The sequence below is a fragment of the Paenibacillus sp. FSL H8-0175 genome (assembly GCF_045040615.1).
Lineage (GTDB): Bacteria > Bacillota > Bacilli > Paenibacillales > Paenibacillaceae > Paenibacillus_AQ > Paenibacillus_AQ odorifer.
In genome coordinates this window covers 1,491,551-1,509,931 of record NZ_CP150299.1, presented here as the reverse complement: position 1 = coordinate 1,509,931, position 18,381 = coordinate 1,491,551, and the positions used below count along the sequence as shown (strand labels likewise).

Genomic DNA, 18,381 nt, shown 5'->3' with positions numbered 1-18,381 from the left:
CTTCTGCTCTTGGATTTCAATAAAGGGGTGTTCCCTAAACCAGACTCTGGTTTAGGGAACACCCCTTGTTGTTTAGAACGGACAGCTCCCCGGATGTTTAGATCTCGCTTTCGCTCAGCAGCCACTGAATGATAGAACGAACCATGACACCTGTTGCTCCCTTAGGATTAACTCCACGTTCTTTAGATACATATGCAGTGCCAGCAATGTCTAGATGAATCCATGGCAAGCCCTCAGCAAACTCACCTACAAATAATCCGCCTGTAGTAGCTCCACCATATCTTCCAGCAGTGTTACGGATATCGGCAACCTCGCTCTTTAGCATCTCACGAAATTCCGGGTATGCCGGAAGCGGCCAGACCTTTTCCCCTGAATAGCTTGAAGCGGCCAGAAATCGCTCCAGAAACGCTTCATCATTAGTCACAGCACCCGTTGCTATATCTCCCAAAGTGGACAACACAGCGCCTGTCAGCGTAGCTACATCGATAATACGTTTCGCTCCCCATTCCCTAGCATAAGTCAGAGCATCTCCCAGGACAATTCTGCCTTCAGCGTCGGTATTCAACACTTCTATCGTTCGTCCGCTCATGGAGGTAATAACATCTCCAGGCTTAAAAGCATTGGCCGATGGCATATTCTCCGCAGAAGGAATAACCATAACGACATTAATTCGTGGACGTAAGCGGCCAAGTGCCTCCATTACTCCGAGTACTGCCGCTGCCCCTCCCATATCACTAATCAGCTCTTCCATACCTGATGCTCTTTTTAAGGAGATCCCGCCGGTGTCAAAGGTAACTCCCTTCCCTACAAGCCCCACTACGTTATCCCAATTCCCTGTCCCCTGATAACGGATGACGATCATTCGTGGAGGGTTTACACTTCCTTTTCCGACGGCGAGCAATCCGCCCATTCCTTTTTGCTCAATTTCCCGTTCATCCAGCACCTCAGAAGGAAAGCCATATCGCTCAGCAACCTCTATAGCGGCCACAGCAAGGTCTGAGGGAGTCAATAGATTACCAGGCATGTTGGTCAAGCTCCGCGCCAAATTCGTGGCCTCACCGAAAGCTAGCCCCTTCTGAATGCCTTGAGTCCAATCCCGCCCGGCAGTACCCTCTAATTTCTCTTTTATAGTGAAAACAACTGCTGTTGGGCCTGTATAAAAAGACTGCACCTGCTTATAGGTAGCCCGACGATAGGAACCAAGCATTAGCCCCTCCGTCAGCGCATAAGCAATAGAAGTCACATCCTTCTCTACGGTAAGCTCCTGTAATTTTTCCGGCACTTCAAATACCAGCTTGAGCGCCTTCAAACGAAGTGCTGCACGGGCTGTCTGAGCCCCCATTTGCCTTAGATCCTCAGTCGTGAGAAGTTGGTCCCCCCTGCCAACCAAAATAACAACAGGACAACCAGATGAATTCTCAGCAGGTAGTACATAAGTCTGATTAAGCTTGCCTTTAAATAAACCTGCCTTTCCCAATAGGCGAATTCTGTCATCCCAGCCCTCGGAAAAGCCTCCATTTTCGACCTCAGACTCAGAAATAATAAGGATAAGGGCATCACCCTGCACATTGTTGGCAACACCACTGTTGTATTCTATATTCATTGTGATTCCCTCCATTTGTTTCCCCAAACCAACACCCATTGTAACATAAGCAAAGGCTGATCTCCGCATCTGTATTATCCGCAGGGATCAGCCTCTTATTACTTATTCTAATGGATTAATGGCAAAGAGATCACAAAATGAGTACCCTCGTTGACTCTGCTGCTAACAGAAATGCATCCGCCATGATTTTTGATGATGCGGTCACTTACGGAAAGACCCAATCCTGTACCATTCTCTTTGGTAGTAAAGAAAGGATTAAATAACCTGTCCAGTGTACGAATATCCATTCCTTTACCGTTGTCAGATATGAACATACGGACCTCAGAGCCTTCTCTGCGGGCACCAACCTCGATTTTCCCCATCGAATCATCTTCTCGATCCGCTACAGCCTCCATTGCATTTCTAATCATATTAAGCACAACTTGCTTCATCTGTTTGACATCGCCAGAAATCACCATATCCTCTTGAAGAGGATGAAGATTGATCTGGCAGCCCTTCATTAAAGCTTCGCTCTCTGTAAGGAGAACAACCTCCTTGAGCAATGCGGACACGGGTATCATCCCCACCTGCGGAACTGACGGCTTAGAGGAGGACAGAAATTCATGGATAATATCGTTCGCACGATCGATCTCGGCCAATATAATCTTGGCATATTCCTCTTTCCCCAGTTGATGCAAGTATGGATGAAGCAGTTGAATAAATCCCCGGATCGCGGTCAACGGATTCCGGATTTCATGGGCAATAGATGCGGATAATTTGCCTAGCATAGCCAAGCTATCGTTCTGGTAAGCCGTTTGTTCGATTAACTTATAATCCGAGATTTCCTTGACAGTGAACAAATAACAGCCTTTCATTTGCTCTCCGCAGCATAAAGTAACCTTCCAGTAACGGCCATACTCGTCTAGAAACTCATAATTTAATTTTCCTTTGTATACCATCTCTCTGTAGCTCTGCAGTACTTGTTTTTTCTTGGAACGGCTCAGTCGAACATTAGACAGCAGATGGGAAAATGTGCAGCCCACAAGAGAGTGACGGGTAAGCTCAAGCATCCCGTACATTTGCTTATTTACAAAACTTATAACTCCCTCTTCATCAAAAAGCATGATTCCGCTGTCAATATTCTCTAGAACATCCTCGTATGTAGTATCCACAGGTCCAGTTTGATAGGTTCTTCCCGGTAATAGAAGACTTTCTTGATATTGGCTAATCACGATACGAAGTTCCCCCTTTTACTGCATTTGACGAAGACGCTTAAGCGACATCAAATTACTATGTATTTGAGTGTATGACGAAGCCGCCAGAACATTCGGTAATCGTTGCACTTTTTCCAACCGGTTCAATTATATTCCAATCATATCCAAGAGAACTAGACAACGCAATCGGAGAAACTGTCGAATGGTAAAAAAATTCATAAAATGATTCCAAAGACATATGAAACATCACATCAAATTATATTTATCGCTATTTATTCGCCTAAATGATTTAAAACAATCTAAAAAGGATCACGAAAAGCTAAAAAGGATTATAAAAAGCTAAAAAGCCCCCGCGATTGCGGAGGCTTACATGGAAAAATGGGGCATGCCCAAAAAATTAGTAATAAACTTATGCCTTTTGTTGCAGGCGTAGACGGCGCTGACTCATCACAGCTAACCTTTTTTTCAATTCCCGTTCCCACTTGGTATCCTCAATCTGTTTGGCTACAGCTAGCAGGTCAAGCGCCATATCGATTTGATTGCGTACAACGGCTAGAGGATCTTCACTCTCGACGTTAATGACGTTCTCGAATATTGCAGTTTCGTCTTCCATGACATAGTCCTGAAAGTCCACGTCGGTAACACCATCTCCATGTGCATATTCCGCTAAGATCTCATATTCATTCTCGACCTTGTAGTGAACCTCCACACGATGACATACCGGACAAAAAAGCAGGGGAACATTATGGACTTGCGTGCGATAATGTTTTAGGGTCCCCTTTGTTCCTACCATACTCGCTCCACAGCAAAAGCTCATATTTGTTCGCCCTCCTTAGAAATAACCCTTTGATTGTTTATTATTGTATTACATTACCCCAATGGAGATTCCTCCACTCGAGGACATAATATAACTTTTCGCGCCTATTTTCAAATCTATTTAGATATACAAGATCTTTTGGAGCAAAAAACCCCCTTACAGAAAATTTTCTGCAAGGAGGTAGAAATCAGAATATCAAGGATCACTATGATAACGGTCTAAAATTTACAGATTCTTATCTCCCGGCTTCCAGTTCATTGGGCATAAACCACCAGATTGCAAGGCTTGCAGAACACGAAGTGTTTCTTCCACGCTGCGGCCTACATCATTGTGGTTAACGACTTGATATTTCAATTCGCCTTCAGGATCGATTATGAACAAACCACGCAATGCGATACCTTCTTCTTCAATCAGAATGCCATAGTCTTTAGAGACTTGTTTCGTAATATCAGCTGCAAGCGGGAAATTCAAACGACCCAGGCCATTAGAATCCTTAGGGGTATTGATCCAAGCTTTGTGGCTGTGGATCGAATCGATGCTTGCGCCGAGAATCGCTGTATCAAGTGCTTCAAACTGTGCTGCTGCGTCACTGAGAGCTGTGATTTCAGTTGGACACACAAATGTGAAATCAAGCGGATAGAAGAAGAATACAAGCCATTTGCCACGATAATCAGACAAGCTTACTTTACCAAAATCCTTACCATCACCTGATACGGTTTCCATAGTAAAATCGGGAGCCGGTCTACCTACTAAACGTTCCGCCATTGCTAGAATCCTCCCTCTGATTATGTAAGAAAAAGTACCATTTGTATCTCTCAATATACTGAAATATATTGAAATTTGCAGAAATCGATAATATCTTGTCTACTAAACAAATGGTATCATCGCACAAAATCAAAGTCAAGATTAGATCAATTATTTATTTATAATTATTATAAATAGAAGATTAGGCTTTGCGGATTGCTGCAACAATCAGGTCGCCCATTTCAGTTGTACTGATCGCTTTGCTCTTATCCACGGCGATATCACTTGTACGGTGCCCTGCATCCAATACTGCAGCAACTGCAGCTTCGATTGCAGCAGCAGCATCCTCATAACCAAAGGTTAAGCGGAACATAAGGGCCAGCGACAAGATTGTTGCGATCGGGTTCGCAAGCCCTTGTCCGGCAATATCAGGAGCAGAGCCGTGAACGGGCTCGTAGAGACCATAGTTGCCGTCACCCATCGAAGCCGAAGCAAGCATACCGATAGAACCTGTCAGCATAGCAGCCTCGTCGCTCAGGATATCACCAAACATGTTCTCAGTAACGATAACGTCAAAGCTAGATGGACGGCGCAGCAGCTGCATTGCGCAGTTATCAACCAGTACATGCTCTACCTCTACCTCCGGATATTCTGGAGCGATCTTATTCACAACCTCACGCCACAAACGTGAAGTTTCAAGTACATTCGCTTTATCAACACTCGCCAGTTTATTGCGGCGCTTGCCGGCAATTTCAAAAGCTTGGCGGACAATTCGTTCTACTTCCATTACGTTATATACACAGGTGTCCACAGCTTCTTCACCATGTTCTCCTTGACGGCGCAATTTATCTCCGAAATAAATCCCGCCAGTCAGTTCGCGAACTACCATAAGATCTGTGCCTTCCAGGACTTCAGGCTTCAAAGTCGAAGCATCCTTAAGACAGTCAAATACGACAGCTGGACGCAGGTTGGAGAACAACCCCAGTGCTTTGCGAATTCCGAGCAGTCCGGTTTCAGGACGAAGCTCCTTTGGATTATTATCCCATTTCGGTCCACCAACAGCACCCAATAACACAGCATCTGCGCTACGACAGATTTCAAGTGTATCTTCCGGCAGCGGAGTGCCCTTCTCGTCTATAGCGATACCGCCAAATAATGCATGCTCTGTTTCAAAGGCATAACCGAATACTTCTTCTGTTACTTTCAATACTTTTTCCGCTTCTGCTACAACTTCTGGTCCAATACCGTCCCCTGCGATAACGGCGATTTTTTTAACTTCACTCATCTCAGTCACTCCTCAAGTTTTCTGCTCTAACAGACATAGTTCTTCTTTATATTGTTGTATCATACCCAGTCGTAAAGGACAAAGATATAGATTCTATTGAGCTGATAGGTATAGCCTATAAACAGTGAGAATCAGACTACTACCGTGAATGCTGAGCATATTTGCTCTTAGTTCTGAAGATGTTTACAATTACTATGAAGTCATCTATCAAAGGAGTGAATGCGAAGTGCATTATACAAAGCTTGGCAAATCCGGCATGAAGGTCAGTCGCCTATGTCTGGGAACGATGAATTTTGGCCCACAGACGGATGAAAAAGAAGCCTTCCGCATCATGGACGCTGCACTGGATGCAGGTGTTAATTTTTTTGATACCGCTAACATTTACGGCTGGGGCGAAAATTCTGGCCTGACTGAAACCATTATCGGACGCTGGTTTAAACAAGGCGGCGGGCGGCGGGAAAAGGTTGTACTAGCCACCAAAGTTTATGGAGCCATGAATGATAAGCTTGATGGTCCTAATGATGAAGAAGGATTATCCTCATATATCATTCGCCGCCATCTTGAAGGGTCCCTGCAGCGTCTTCAGACCGATCATATTGAATTGTACCAGATGCATCATATAGACCGCAGTACGTCCTGGGAAGAGCTCTGGGGGGCTTTCGAGCTGGCTGTGAGTCAAGGCAAGATTGGTTATGTCGGTTCCAGTAACTTTGCAGGCTGGGATATCGCCGTAGCTCAACAAGAAGCTAAGGCTCGTGGTTTTCTTGGACTAGTCTCAGAGCAGCATAAATACAGTCTGACCTGTCGGCTTCCTGAACTTGAAGTTTTGCCAGCCGCTCGCCATCTGGGGCTAGGTATTATTCCTTGGAGCCCACTCGATGGAGGTCTGCTCGGAAGAAATGCACTCAAAAAAATAGAGGGCAGCCGAAGTGGCGGAAATGCAGATCGTGTAGAGCAGCACAAGAGCCAGCTTGAGGCTTTTGCCAGCTTATGTATGGAGCTGGGAGAACCACAGGATAATGTCGCTCTTGCTTGGCTACTGGCTAATCCTGCTGTAACAGCTCCTATTATCGGCCCCCGCACACTGGAGCAATTTGAGAGTGCGCTGCGCAGTCTTGAGATTGTACTAGATGAAGCTGTGCTTAAACGACTAGATGAAATATTCCCTGGACCCGGCGGTGAAGCCCCTAAAGCCTATGCTTGGTAGGTAAGTTCTATCACAAAAGGAGCTGAGGCCTCAGCAGAATCCATTCGCTGAAGCCTCAGCTCCCTTTTACTCATACTTATTCAGCTGTGTCCACGGTCACACTTCCATTACTCGTGCTTAAATCCACAGTATACGTGGCTTTACCAAGCACAGCGGTACCATAGCTATCGCCGTCCCGATCCCAGGGTACATTCCCCTTCAGCGAGCCATTACTTGTATCTGCAATAATCTTCGCATCCGACACGGCCGGTAAGCCCACTATAATCTTTCCGTTACTGGATGTACATTTCCAGTTTCCGGTCACTGCTGAGTTTATAGTAATTTTGCCATTGCTGCTCTTGGCTGACAACGCCCCATCAATGTTATCCAATACTATGGCTCCATTAGAGCTCACAAGTTCAACTTCACCTTGGATATTCTGTACGGATAGTGACCCATTGCTGGTATGCGCATCCACTTCGCCGACAATATCATGAATATTTAATGCACCATTACTTGTCTCAACCTCTATACCTGACTTAAGATTCCAGGCTTCTATAGAGCCATCACTTGTCTCAACCTCAACAGCAAGGTTATTGGGTGCACTTATATTTAAATAAGGACTTTTGGTATTGAATCCAAACTGAATGTTAGAGAACCAATTATGATCGGTATCGAGCTCCATAATCAGTGTATCTCCTTCAGTACTAACCTTCCATTTCTTTTCTAATGCACTTTCAGCATCACTTTGCGATTTTCCAGGCAGCAGTAAACTTCCCTCATAATCCAAAGAGCTTCCAGCTACACCCTCAACCTTTACTTTTCCACTTGGAAGTACGATTTTGAGCGTCGTAATATTCTCTTTCACTTCCACATTCCCACTAAGCGGAGTTAGATGTGTATTACCGATCAGATTGCTGAGTGAACCTCCGGCCATTACTGTCTGAGCACCACTTGCTCCGATCAGCACAATAATTAACAGGATGGCCCAGCCGCTTACACGGCTTTTGACATCGGATTTGATAAAAAGTCTAATCAACATCTCAAGTCCGAATAAGACCAACAACGCCGGCCATAAAAAACCAAGCACCTCATAGCTGATCATATCATACTGAGCCATCACGATAATGACACCAAGGGCAATGCAGCCCAAGGCTGCTGTGAAACTTCCTATTTTCCATCTCCCCATAGTTAAATCCCCGTTTCTTATGCTCTCGTATTGTTCCTTAACATCTTCAGTCCGTACGCAATCAGACCCACTGATAATAAGATCGTACCGATGTTGATCTCAGTCAGCATATCCCAAAGGGTAGGGAAAGCTGTGATTACCAACATAAGGAACCCAGCAACAACACAGCCGATTCCCACCCAAGCTGGATTGATCTCTTCATGTGGATATCCAGGCATAGAGGACATCCCCATGGTCCAAGGGGCTCCGAAGCTGTCTGGATGAAACATCATTCGTTCGTGTTCAGCAGCAGTTATTTTCATCCAAGCCGCCTTCTGCAGGGCATCAAACAACTGATAAAACCACAGCGCCGCCAGGGCAAACGGGAAGATCAAGGGCTCGGACGGAATAAACATTATACATAAGGAGGCCCCGATCATAAACTGTAAACCCTGCTTTTTAAAGCCTAAGTACAAATGACCTACTCCAGGTATCATAGCCAGCATAAAAGTGAGCCAACGTCTCTTCTTAATCATAATACATCCTCCTAAAATTTGGGTAGCAAAACTTTAGCCAATTTAAACATCTATTGATGATCAATTATTTTATTACTATCTCCCAAAGCCACCAAACCACTGGGTTACTGAATTCGACATATGGCCGTTTATTTCGGTAATGCCATAGGCTAAATTCTCAAATACCCCAAACTGCAACAATAACAAACTGAGGCAAGCAGCCACTCCATAATGAATCCATGAGGTTTTTGGGGCAGAACGACGTCTTACATTGGTTGCCTTAGTCGCTCGTGATCTGCGACCTGTTTCGAGCTGCTCAATATGTGTCATAACATCTGCTGCGAGATCCGGGAAGTCCATCTGCGCCTGCAACTGTTCTCTGTCAGCATCCATTTCCGACCACAGCTCCGACATTGCCTTGGCTTCCTCCAGCCACTCTGCGCAATCAGGACATGACTCTATGTGCAATCGGATACTCAGCTCCATCTCTGGAGACAGTAGGCCGTCTATATAATGTGGCATCCATTCCTTCACTATTGCACAATTCATCGCCATTCCTCCCTTTGTTTACGCATCATCTGTCTGGCTCGATAAAGCTGCGATTCGATTGTTTTCACGGAAACTCCCTTTTGCTCTGCAATCTCTTGATAGGAATTGCGCTGAAAATAGTACAGCTGGACGACCGACCGGTACGGTTCCGCCAGACTGTTCACATTCTCTCCTAATTCAGCTGATGTTTCCTGCTCAAGTACCTCATGCTCCGGAGTTTGAGACGTTACCCAATCATTTTCTGTGTAATCAGCTGCACTTCGGTACTTCCACTCCCTATCGTTGGCCCGTTTCCAGTCCAGACAGGTTCGGTAGGCAATCCGATACAGCCATGTCGAGAAGGAGGATTGTCCTCTGAAAGAGGGGAGCGCTTTATATGCTTTTATAAAAACCTCCTGGGCCATATCTTTGGCCGATTCGGCTTCTCCTGTGATTTTGACACATACTCTGTATACCATGCCTTGGTAACGTGTCACCAAATGCCCAAAGGCTTGATGTTGACCGTTCAGCACAGCAGCAATCCATTCTGCCTCTTCCAGCTTTCTCCCCTCCTTCACCTTCATAACGTTAGACGCCAACCAATCGTTCTCCCCTGCAACCTATACATAAATTTTTTTGGTTTTTTTGAAATAGGCTGAAGAGAGGAATATATAGTTTGTTGTCGAATAATGTTTAACTACTATGACTAAAAGAAAACTCTTCTTAATTATCGCATTGTTTCTTATTATACTCACTGGATTCCGTATCCTATGGGTAAAGATTTCTCCGCACACCACACAACCACCACTGATCAATGGTGTGTTGGATTTACGGGATAAACAATGGAATCAGGACAAACTCCTTATTTTAAATGGGCAGTGGGAGTTCTATCCGGGTATGCTGCTTCCTTCATTCAACGAACAATCTGTAACTGCTGCTCCTGCAAAATATATACAAGTCCCGGGGAACTGGAAAGATGCCCTTAGCGATAGCGATAAATCTGCTTATGGCTACGGCTCCTATCGGCTACGTGTCCTAACAGATAATCATAAGAAGCAATCCTATAGTCTTCTAATTTCCGGAGCTCGGTCCTCTTCAGAAGTGTATATCAACGGTGAACGGCTGGACAGCTCTGGCACTCCTGCTGAGAGTAAAGAACACTATATTCCGTACATACTGCCTTATTCAGTATCCTTTACAACCGATAAAAGTGAACTTGAAATTGTGATCCATGTAGCCAACTATTCCTTTTCCCAAACGGGAGGAATTTCTAAAACGATTGTATTTGGCAGCGAAAAAGCTTTAACACAGGAAAGACTGCTCTCTATTAGCCTACAGTTGCTATTATGTGTTGTTCTAATACTGCACGCTGTATATGCTGTTATTTTATATATAATTGGGCTGCGGCAAAAGATGTTGATCTATTTTTTTCTACTGGTAATATCCGCTATAACTACCGTACTCATAGATGATGACAGGCTTCTATTGCACGTATTTCCCTTGAACTATCAATGGAATTTCAAACTATTTTACATCTCTTATATTGCTGTATTTATTTTTATCCTGCAGACAAGCAAACATCTTTTGTTCACGGATTTAAAAATAAAAAGTATTCGTATCCTAACCATCCTGTCCGTAGTAGACATCCTGTTCATATTATTTGGACCCGTTGTTCACTATTATGAATTTCACACACTGATTTTCGGCATAAATTTATTAGTTTTACCATTAGGTGTCGTAATTCTTTTTCTGAGATCTATTGTTAAAAATTACGAAGGCTCTATTTTCCTGTTGTTATCTATGTTTGCCATCGTTAACAGCACACTTTGGGGAATGTTCAAGAATTATAACTGGGTTAACGTTACCTATTATCCTTTTGATCTAATTATCGCCTTTTTGTGCTTTGCGACTTTTGGATTTAAGCGATATCACTGGAATACTAAGGAGACAGAAAAACTGGCGCACAGCCTGCAGAGAAGTGTTACACAAAAGGATGCTTTTTTGGCTAACACCTCACATGAATTAAAAAATCCGCTGTACAGTATCATTAACATTGCCGAAACTGTCCTGGGCAGCGAGCGTGACACTGTAACGCATCAAAATGCTGAGAATTTAAAACTGCTCATTACCGTTGGAAGACGTATGTCTCTTCTGGTAGACGATCTGCTGGATCAATCCCAGCTCCGTGAAAGCAATATACAATTGCAGCTCAGAGAACTTAAGATCCAATCCTTCGCAGTGGGTGTGCTTGATATGTTCAAATTCTTAACGGAAGGGAAATCTTTATCCTTAGTCTCAGAAATACCAGATTCATTCCCTTCTATTGTGGCTGATGAAAAAAGACTCATTCAGATCTTGTTCAATCTGCTTCAAAATGCTGTTAAATATACGACTGTAGGCACGATAAGAATCCATGCAGATATTCATAAAAAATCGGCGCAGATTCATATTACGGATACGGGTCTTGGCATGAACGAGGAGACGTTGCTCAGAGCTTTCCAGCCCTATGAACAGGGCGATTCCAGCATGAACGAAGTTAGCGGTGGCATCGGGCTTGGATTAAGCACCAGCAAGCAGTTAGTTGAACTTCACGGCGGGAAAATAAGTGTAGTCTCCACACTTGGAGAAGGTACTACCTTTACATTCACAATGCCATTATACGATTCAACCAGCCGGGTATTGAGTTCAGAACTGCCCTCTATGACTGAATTCTCAGACACGCCATCTATGATCACTTTATCCAAATTAACCGCACCGGGTATCGTTTCATCAGCCCATGGAAGGAGACCAAAGCTTCTGGCTGTAGATGATGATCCGGTTAATCTAAAAATACTTACCAACGTACTTTCCATCAAGGACTATGAAATCGTTACGGTGACCAGCGGAAACGATGCTTTACTATTGCTGGATACCGTTCAGTGGGATTTAATTATTACAGATGTAATGATGCCACAAATGTCCGGGTATGAGCTGGCGCATAGAATTCGTGAACGTTACACCATTGCTGAGCTTCCCATTCTGCTTCTGACGGCACGAGGCCAAGCGGAAGATATTTATACCGGTTTTATTTCAGGTGCAAATGACTATGTAATGAAGCCTATGAATGCAATAGAGCTGAAGGCCCGTGTACGCTCCTTAACAGATCTAAAACAGTCCGTAAACGAACGGCTTCGTGTGGAAGCTGCCTATCTTCAAGCGCAAATACAACCACATTTCTTGTTCAACACATTAAATTCAATATCCGCGCTGGCTTCTTTTGATATTAATAGAATGAGTCACCTTGTGGATGCCTTCAGCTCTTATTTGCGTTTAAGCTTCAATTTCCTGAATGCTGAGCCTATGATACCGATTGAACGAGAGCTTGAGCTTGTTCATGCCTACCTCTACATAGAAAAGGAGCGCTTTGAAGATAGGATGACCATTCTTTGGGATTATGAGGAAAGCTTGCATTTTCAGCTGCCGCCCCTGACTATACAGCCACTGGTTGAAAATGCTGTCCGGCACGGTATTTTGAGTCGCTCCCAAGGAGGAACGGTGTCCATAACCATCAAGGAACAAGCTGGCGATATTGAAATCACGATATCAGACAATGGCCAAGGCATGAAAAACGAACAACTCCAGCAGTTGCTCAGCAATCCGTCTAATGATGCAAGAGGAATCGGATTTTTAAATACACATAAACGGCTGTTGCGGGTCTACGGAAAAGGGCTGCAGATTAAAAGCTCCGAAGGGAAAGGAACTTCTGTGAGTTTTATTATTCCTTCTGACAAAAAAAATCCGCTTCGAAAACCTTCTGATTAACAGACAAACTATTGTGAACCGAAATATCAAGTAAGGATTCGACGTATTTTGGCTAAAATACTATATCTGAGTGGTGATTAATAATGATTCAGGCAATATTAGTTGACGATGAACGGCTTGCCCTTGTGAAATTAGAGTTTATGTTAAAAAAAATACCATCTTTACATATAGCCGCTTCCTATACGGACCCCTCACAGGCCATTCAAGAGGCTCCGTCTTATCATCCTGACGTTATTTTTATTGATATTGAAATGCCAGAAATTAATGGTCTTCAAGCTGCGGAGATGCTCCAAGAGGCCTGTCCAAATGCAAATATTATCTTCGTTACCGCGTATAACCATTATGCTGTGGAGGCTTTTGAGATCAATGCGCTCGATTATATTTTGAAGCCTGTGCGAAATGACCGACTATTGAAAGCTGTCCAGCGGTTAGAAGAAAGATTGTCACTTGCACCAAAACTCATAATTGCAAAAGAAGAGGTAACCATTCGTTGTCTTCAATCGCTTCGTTTTGAACGAGGCGGACAATCTCTGAATAATCTGCGTTGGAGAACCTCTAAGGCCCAAGAGTTATTTGCCTTTTTGCTCCATAATCGCAACCGCTTCGTAAGTAAAGACATGCTGATTGAACTGCTGTGGCCAGACTTCAATCTGAAAAAGGCCTCTACCCATCTCTATACAACAATTTATCAAGTCCGGCAATGCTTAAAGCAGAATGAAGTTGACCTGCATATCAGCAACCTTAGCGGGGGGGAAGGCTATACCCTTGAAACCGGATCAATGTTGATTGATGTAGATAAGTGGGAACAGGGTATCCTGGCTCTGGAAACCATCAGTGAAGTTAATTGTGCGGAGCATCAAGTTTTATTCGAGCTTTATTCTGGAGATTACTATGACGATTATGATTATTTATGGGCTGAAAGTGAGCGGCAACGTCTTCGTACCATTTGGCTGCACCATGCAATGGGCATAGCCCAATTTTATATAGAAAGCAACAGAATTGCCGAGGCCGTTACTGTCTATCAACGAGTAGTGCAGCTACAGCCTTATTTTGAACAAGGGCATTTAGGATTAATGAAGGTCTACGACAGTATTGGAGAACGTTCCGCTGTGGAAGAGCAGTACAAGCTGCTCAAGGATTTGTTCCAAAAGGAACTTAACCTTGGCCTTCCAGCCAGCGTTGAGCAATGGTACGAGCAATGGGAGCAGCTTAACCATAGAGTGCGATGAGCTAAATAACCTATCAAGACATAATAAAGACACCCGGATAAAACCGGGTGTCTTTATTATTACCTTCCTAGTTATTACGTTTGAATCGTCTTGTTAATACAAACCCTAAAAGTACTAGACTCCCACCAACCAAGTAGATCGGAAACGCGCTGTCTTCTCCTGTTTTCGGAAGCTGAGTCGGTTTATTGCTGTTATTTCCCGGCTCAGTGACTGTACCCTTTGGTACTTCCTCCACATCAATCTCTATGAGGATTTCTTCTTCATTTCCATTCTCATCTGTAACAATAATGGTGAACTTATCTTTACCAATATAGCCCGGATCAGGTGTGTAGACCCATTTGCCATCCTTAGTAATAATTACTTTACCATGTCCCGGCTCATCTCCCAGGCTTGGCACTCCCCCAAGTGGAATTTCACCTTCAATAGGAACATCTTCATTGGTAATCTCTTTCTGCACAGGTGGAGTTACCTGCGGAACAACAGGCGTACTAGTTGCCACAGGCTGGCTTGGAGTAGCTGTTGGCGTAACCGTTGGCGTTGCCGTCGACACTGGCGTTACCATCGGTGTTGGCGAAGGTGTTGCCACCACAACTGGTGTTGCCGTTGGCGTAGAAGTAACGACTACTTCCGGAGTCGGTGATGGTGTCCAGATAGGACCTGTCGGTTCCTCTGGAGTAGACGTTGGTGTTGCTGTCGGCGTCGACGTTGGTGTTGCTGTCGGCGTCGACGTTGGTGTTGCTGTCGGCGTCGACGTTGGTGTTGCTGTCGGCGTCGGCGTTGGTGTTGCTGTCGGTGTCGACGTTGGTGTTGCTGTCGGTGTCGACGTTGGTGTTGCTGTCGGTGTCGACGTTGGTGTTGCTGTCGGCGTCGACGTTGGTGTTGCTGTCGGCGTCGACGTTGGCGTTGCTGTCGGTGTCGACGTTGGTGTTGCTGTCGGCGTCGACGTTGGTGTTGCTGTCGGTGTCGACGTTGGCGTTGCTGTTGGCGTCGACGTTGGTGTTGCTGTCGGTGTCGACGTTGGCGTTGCTGTTGGCGTCGACGTTGGTGTTGCTGTTGCTGTTGGCGCTGGCGTTGGTGTTACCGTTGGTGCGGGCGTTACAGTCGGTATAGGCGTTGCTGTTGGTGTCGGAACTTTGTTTTTTACCTCAAGGCTTATCCCTGTCGTCGAAGAAATAGTCACTTCATGTGGTGTTTGATCAAGAACATAACCAGCAGGCGCTGTTTTCTCAATTAATATATATTTCCCACCTGTTAGTTTGGTAAATTCAAGTATCCCGTTTGTATCCGTAGTGCCTTCCTTAATCCAGATCTTATCGGCATCAACTACCCGATACAGATCAAAAACGGCCCCACTTAACACCTTACTCGTATTCCCGTCTTCTACTTTGGTAATCGTCAACGGTCCTCTTACGCCGCTTCCTGTGCCGGAGCCGCTAGAGAGCTTAACGATAATTTCCTCGGTGCTTACACCTGGAACTACCTTGATGTTTTTACCATCGAAACTAACCTTATTGGTTACCTTATCATTGTTTTGTGCTGTGATCAGGGAGTCATATTTCAAAATATAAGCTTCGGAAATATCCTTCAGGAAACTAAGCTTAAAGCTTTCTTTTCCGTCATTATCCGTAGTGATTTCCAGCTTATAATCTGTACCACTCACCAATTCTTGGTTGGTCGATGTTACATCCCCATTGCTTGCAACTTTCGTTTTGTAGACATGGAATGTATTGGACAGCAGGATTTGATTGTCGCTTGGAATATCCGTAATTACCGCTTCTTTTACAAAAGATTGGTTACGGTTGATGTAAACCGTCCAATGTATTTTATTGCCATCCTGCGCACCTTCTTTGTTAACGTATTCCCCGCCCTGAGGGATATTAACAGAAGCTTGCAGTTTAGCGGACTCTACTTTCGCACCGTCATATAACGTAGCTGTATTTTTAATTTCATTTGAATCAATCGCTTGATCCGCGAACGTTGTTTTGAAAGTGACGTAGAACGCATAATTAATCGTTTTATTAAATGTCACCTTCAGCTCACTGCCATCCAGCTCCACTTTATAGTCCGCGGAATTCACACTAGCTTGAGGAGAAGGATTTCCATCCTTTCCATACTCCCATTTATTCACTTTCACAGAATCCATATTTACAACTTGGCCAGCTGAAATGGTATCAACCAGTTGAGCTTGGTTTAACGTTTTCTGATTAAAATTAGCCCCAATGTTCCAAGTGATTTCCTTAGTTACAGCATTGTAGGAACCACTCTTCTTCCCATTGTTTTTAACCTCATCTCTTGGATTAAAGATTACGGTCGCTTCTTTATGCTTAGACTCCTGCACCCCATTAACCGTTTCTTTCCAATCGAGTGCACCTGTATTAGTGAATTGAGTTTTGCCCGGAGCCAGCCAATCATAGTTAAAGCTTGTTGTATAAGTAATTGTGTAAGGTTCATTTATCGGCGCATTAAAAGTAATCACAAATCCATCGTTTACTGCAACCGGATCATGCGCATTGTAAACAACACTATGGACGGTAGCAGTTCCGCCTTTAGTTGGTTGAACCTTTAATGTACCCGGAACAAGCTTTAATCCGGCATTGCCAAAAGTGTCCGTCACCACTAGATTTTCCATAGTCTTGCTGTCGTCGTTAATTTGGATAGTCCAATCAAGGGTCTTAGTCGCATAATTAACGTTGCTATAATATTTATGGAGAATTTGCTGCTTGATATCACTGTAACCCGTTTCTGTTTTTCCATCATAAGTAACTTTGTTCGTAATCTTGCCATCATCAAATACTCTGCCATTTGCCTTTGTCTGATATTCAATACGGTAGGCAGAATTTATATCATTGTTAAATTTCAGATCAAAACCTTTTAATCCCGTTGCAGTTGTTGGAGTTATTGTATATTCGCTTGAAGCGATTTCCGCGCTTTTAACCCCGTTACCATTACTGTCGATCGTTACAGGATAAACTTTAACCGAGTTGAGAATTAGATCTTGGGTGTTATTGAATGTATCCTTCAAAATAGCATTTGCCGCTAAAATTGTTTTTTCATTGTAATTGAAATTAACAGCCCAGGAAATCACCTGATTCGCTGCATCGTAATTGGTGGACTCTTTCGATAGTGGTTTGCCACGTCCTACTGTAACTGTAGTGCTAGCCTTTTTAGAAAATCCGTTATCTCCTGTTAAGACTGCCTCATTCAAAAAGGTTTTCGCATCTACACCAGTACCAGTAATATCCGTAGAGAAGCCAATCCGGTAAGCCTTAGTAAGCGGGTTATCCGCAAATTTCAGCTTTAACTCTCCCAAAGTGGATCCTGTCACATCATACTTGCTGCTGTCCACTAGATTGCCAAGACTCACAGTCCCATCGACCTTCACATCAAGCTCATAAACAGCAATAGATACCGTATTCAGTGATAATCCCGCAGGGAGTGTGTCGGTGACAACTGCATTTTTTACGCTTTCCAGTGCCTTATTCACATCAACCGTCCAAGCGATGCTTGTTGGATTATAATACTGCGGCTTAGGCGAACCGTCTTTTTCTATAGTAGAGCTAACCTTCGGCTTAAAATTAAGCTCAATGGTCTGAGTACCGCCTTGTATCGGGAAAATCAGGGTTTGCTTCGTGGAGCCTGTAATTTTCTTGGAGCTCAAAAGCGACCTTACGGAGAAAGTCCCTCCCACTTTATCGTGAGTTTCGATATAAGCATTAAATGTAAATACAACGCGGTTAGTATTTTTGTCGACGGTATAAGTCCCTACAGGCTCATCGTCAAAAATAAGATCACCATTCAGATCGTTATAAAGTTCAAACTGTGTTGGAAGATCAAAGGTATAGGTGGACCCATCCTTATATCCATGCCCATCTGGAAGTGACCATGTATAGTTCAATTCCGAATAGGAATCAAGTTCATATACGCTTTCTGTAACCGTATTTGTGTATTTATCATCGGTGTATACAGCAAGCGTAACACTAGTAATGAGGTCATCTCCAATTACAGTACCGTTGCCACTCGCATATGCCTGCGAATTGACTCCAAAGCCAAAGCTGTAAGCCCATTGCGTCACAAGCAAGAATACTACGAGCAATGCGCTAATTTTCTTTTTTGATAACATTATTAAAAATGCCTCCTTTGTCACTCCGTTTATCGTGCTTTTCCTAAGCTTTATCCTTTGAATCCCGTACTCTACTCCCCCGCATTAACCTCCTTGACTCTTTCTCATGATATAAATTTGCAACCTAACAACTATTGTAAATAGTCCATCTATACATAATCTGAACAGCGTCCTATTGCAGTCTTGGAGATC

13 protein-coding genes are annotated in these 18,381 nt (G+C 43.9%); 3 read left to right on the top strand and 10 right to left on the bottom strand.

The window, feature by feature from the left end; genetic code table 11:
• Positions 1 to 97 precede the first annotated feature (97 nt).
• The 5 genes from MHH46_RS06615 to leuB all read right to left on the bottom strand — a co-directional run bounded on the left by MHH46_RS06615 (position 98) and on the right by leuB (position 5,642).
• Positions 98 to 1,603, bottom strand: coding sequence for a leucyl aminopeptidase (locus MHH46_RS06615; protein ID WP_179086310.1), 1,506 nt, complete (start codon positions 1,601 to 1,603; stop codon positions 98 to 100).
• A 107-nt stretch (positions 1,604 to 1,710) separates the two neighbouring features.
• Positions 1,711 to 2,814, bottom strand: coding sequence for an ATP-binding protein (locus tag MHH46_RS06610; RefSeq protein WP_076192990.1), 1,104 nt, complete (start codon positions 2,812 to 2,814; stop codon positions 1,711 to 1,713).
• A 391-nt stretch (positions 2,815 to 3,205) separates the two neighbouring features.
• Positions 3,206 to 3,613: a hypothetical protein gene (locus tag MHH46_RS06605; RefSeq protein ID WP_036680100.1), complete on the bottom strand. Its 408-nt coding sequence runs from the start codon at positions 3,611 to 3,613 to the stop codon at positions 3,206 to 3,208.
• Between the two features lie 225 nt (positions 3,614 to 3,838).
• Complete coding sequence (locus tag MHH46_RS06600) at positions 3,839 to 4,378, bottom strand: peroxiredoxin (RefSeq protein WP_036680102.1); 540 nt, start codon at positions 4,376 to 4,378, stop codon at positions 3,839 to 3,841.
• 181 nt (positions 4,379 to 4,559) lie between these two features.
• Entirely contained in the window at positions 4,560 to 5,642 is a 1,083-nt protein-coding gene (gene leuB / locus MHH46_RS06595; protein WP_036680106.1) for a 3-isopropylmalate dehydrogenase, read from the bottom strand.
• A 226-nt stretch (positions 5,643 to 5,868) separates the two neighbouring features.
• On the opposite strand from leuB, the gene MHH46_RS06590 reads away from it, so the two are divergent.
• On the top strand, positions 5,869 to 6,849 hold the full coding sequence (locus MHH46_RS06590) for an aldo/keto reductase (RefSeq protein WP_076185414.1): 981 nt from the start codon (positions 5,869 to 5,871) through the stop codon (positions 6,847 to 6,849).
• A 76-nt stretch (positions 6,850 to 6,925) separates the two neighbouring features.
• On the opposite strand, the gene MHH46_RS06585 is transcribed toward MHH46_RS06590, so the two are convergent.
• From MHH46_RS06585 to MHH46_RS06570, 4 genes are all read right to left on the bottom strand, one after another.
• Positions 6,926 to 8,017 carry a DUF4097 family beta strand repeat-containing protein gene (locus MHH46_RS06585; protein WP_076125478.1) on the bottom strand — a complete coding sequence of 364 codons (1,092 nt, stop codon included), beginning with the start codon at positions 8,015 to 8,017 and terminating at the stop codon, positions 6,926 to 6,928.
• 17 nt (positions 8,018 to 8,034) lie between these two features.
• On the bottom strand, positions 8,035 to 8,532 hold the full coding sequence (locus MHH46_RS06580; RefSeq protein ID WP_076125480.1) for a hypothetical protein: 498 nt from the start codon (positions 8,530 to 8,532) through the stop codon (positions 8,035 to 8,037).
• 75 nt (positions 8,533 to 8,607) lie between these two features.
• Positions 8,608 to 9,060, bottom strand: a complete 453-nt coding sequence (locus tag MHH46_RS06575; RefSeq protein WP_038569222.1) for an anti-sigma factor — start codon at positions 9,058 to 9,060, stop codon at positions 8,608 to 8,610.
• Positions 9,057 to 9,638: an RNA polymerase sigma factor gene (locus MHH46_RS06570; protein ID WP_076125482.1), complete on the bottom strand. Its 582-nt coding sequence runs from the start codon at positions 9,636 to 9,638 to the stop codon at positions 9,057 to 9,059. Before MHH46_RS06570 ends, MHH46_RS06575 begins: the two co-directional genes overlap by 4 nt.
• A 103-nt stretch (positions 9,639 to 9,741) precedes the next feature.
• Here MHH46_RS06570 and MHH46_RS06565 point away from each other — a divergent pair, with 103 nt between their 5' ends.
• Positions 9,742 to 12,840 (top strand): ATP-binding protein, encoded by a 3,099-nt coding sequence (locus tag MHH46_RS06565; protein ID WP_076192992.1) that lies wholly within the window; start codon positions 9,742 to 9,744, stop codon positions 12,838 to 12,840.
• A gap of 83 nt (positions 12,841 to 12,923) precedes the next feature.
• Entirely contained in the window at positions 12,924 to 14,069 is a 1,146-nt protein-coding gene (locus MHH46_RS06560) for a response regulator (RefSeq protein WP_081386357.1), read from the top strand.
• A 67-nt stretch (positions 14,070 to 14,136) separates the two neighbouring features.
• On the opposite strand, the gene MHH46_RS06555 is transcribed toward MHH46_RS06560, so the two are convergent.
• The gene (locus MHH46_RS06555; RefSeq protein ID WP_076192994.1) at positions 14,137 to 18,189 is read right to left on the bottom strand and encodes a collagen binding domain-containing protein; all 4,053 of its coding nucleotides are present in this window, start codon (positions 18,187 to 18,189) and stop codon (positions 14,137 to 14,139) included.
• Between the last annotated feature and the right edge of the window lie 192 nt (positions 18,190 to 18,381).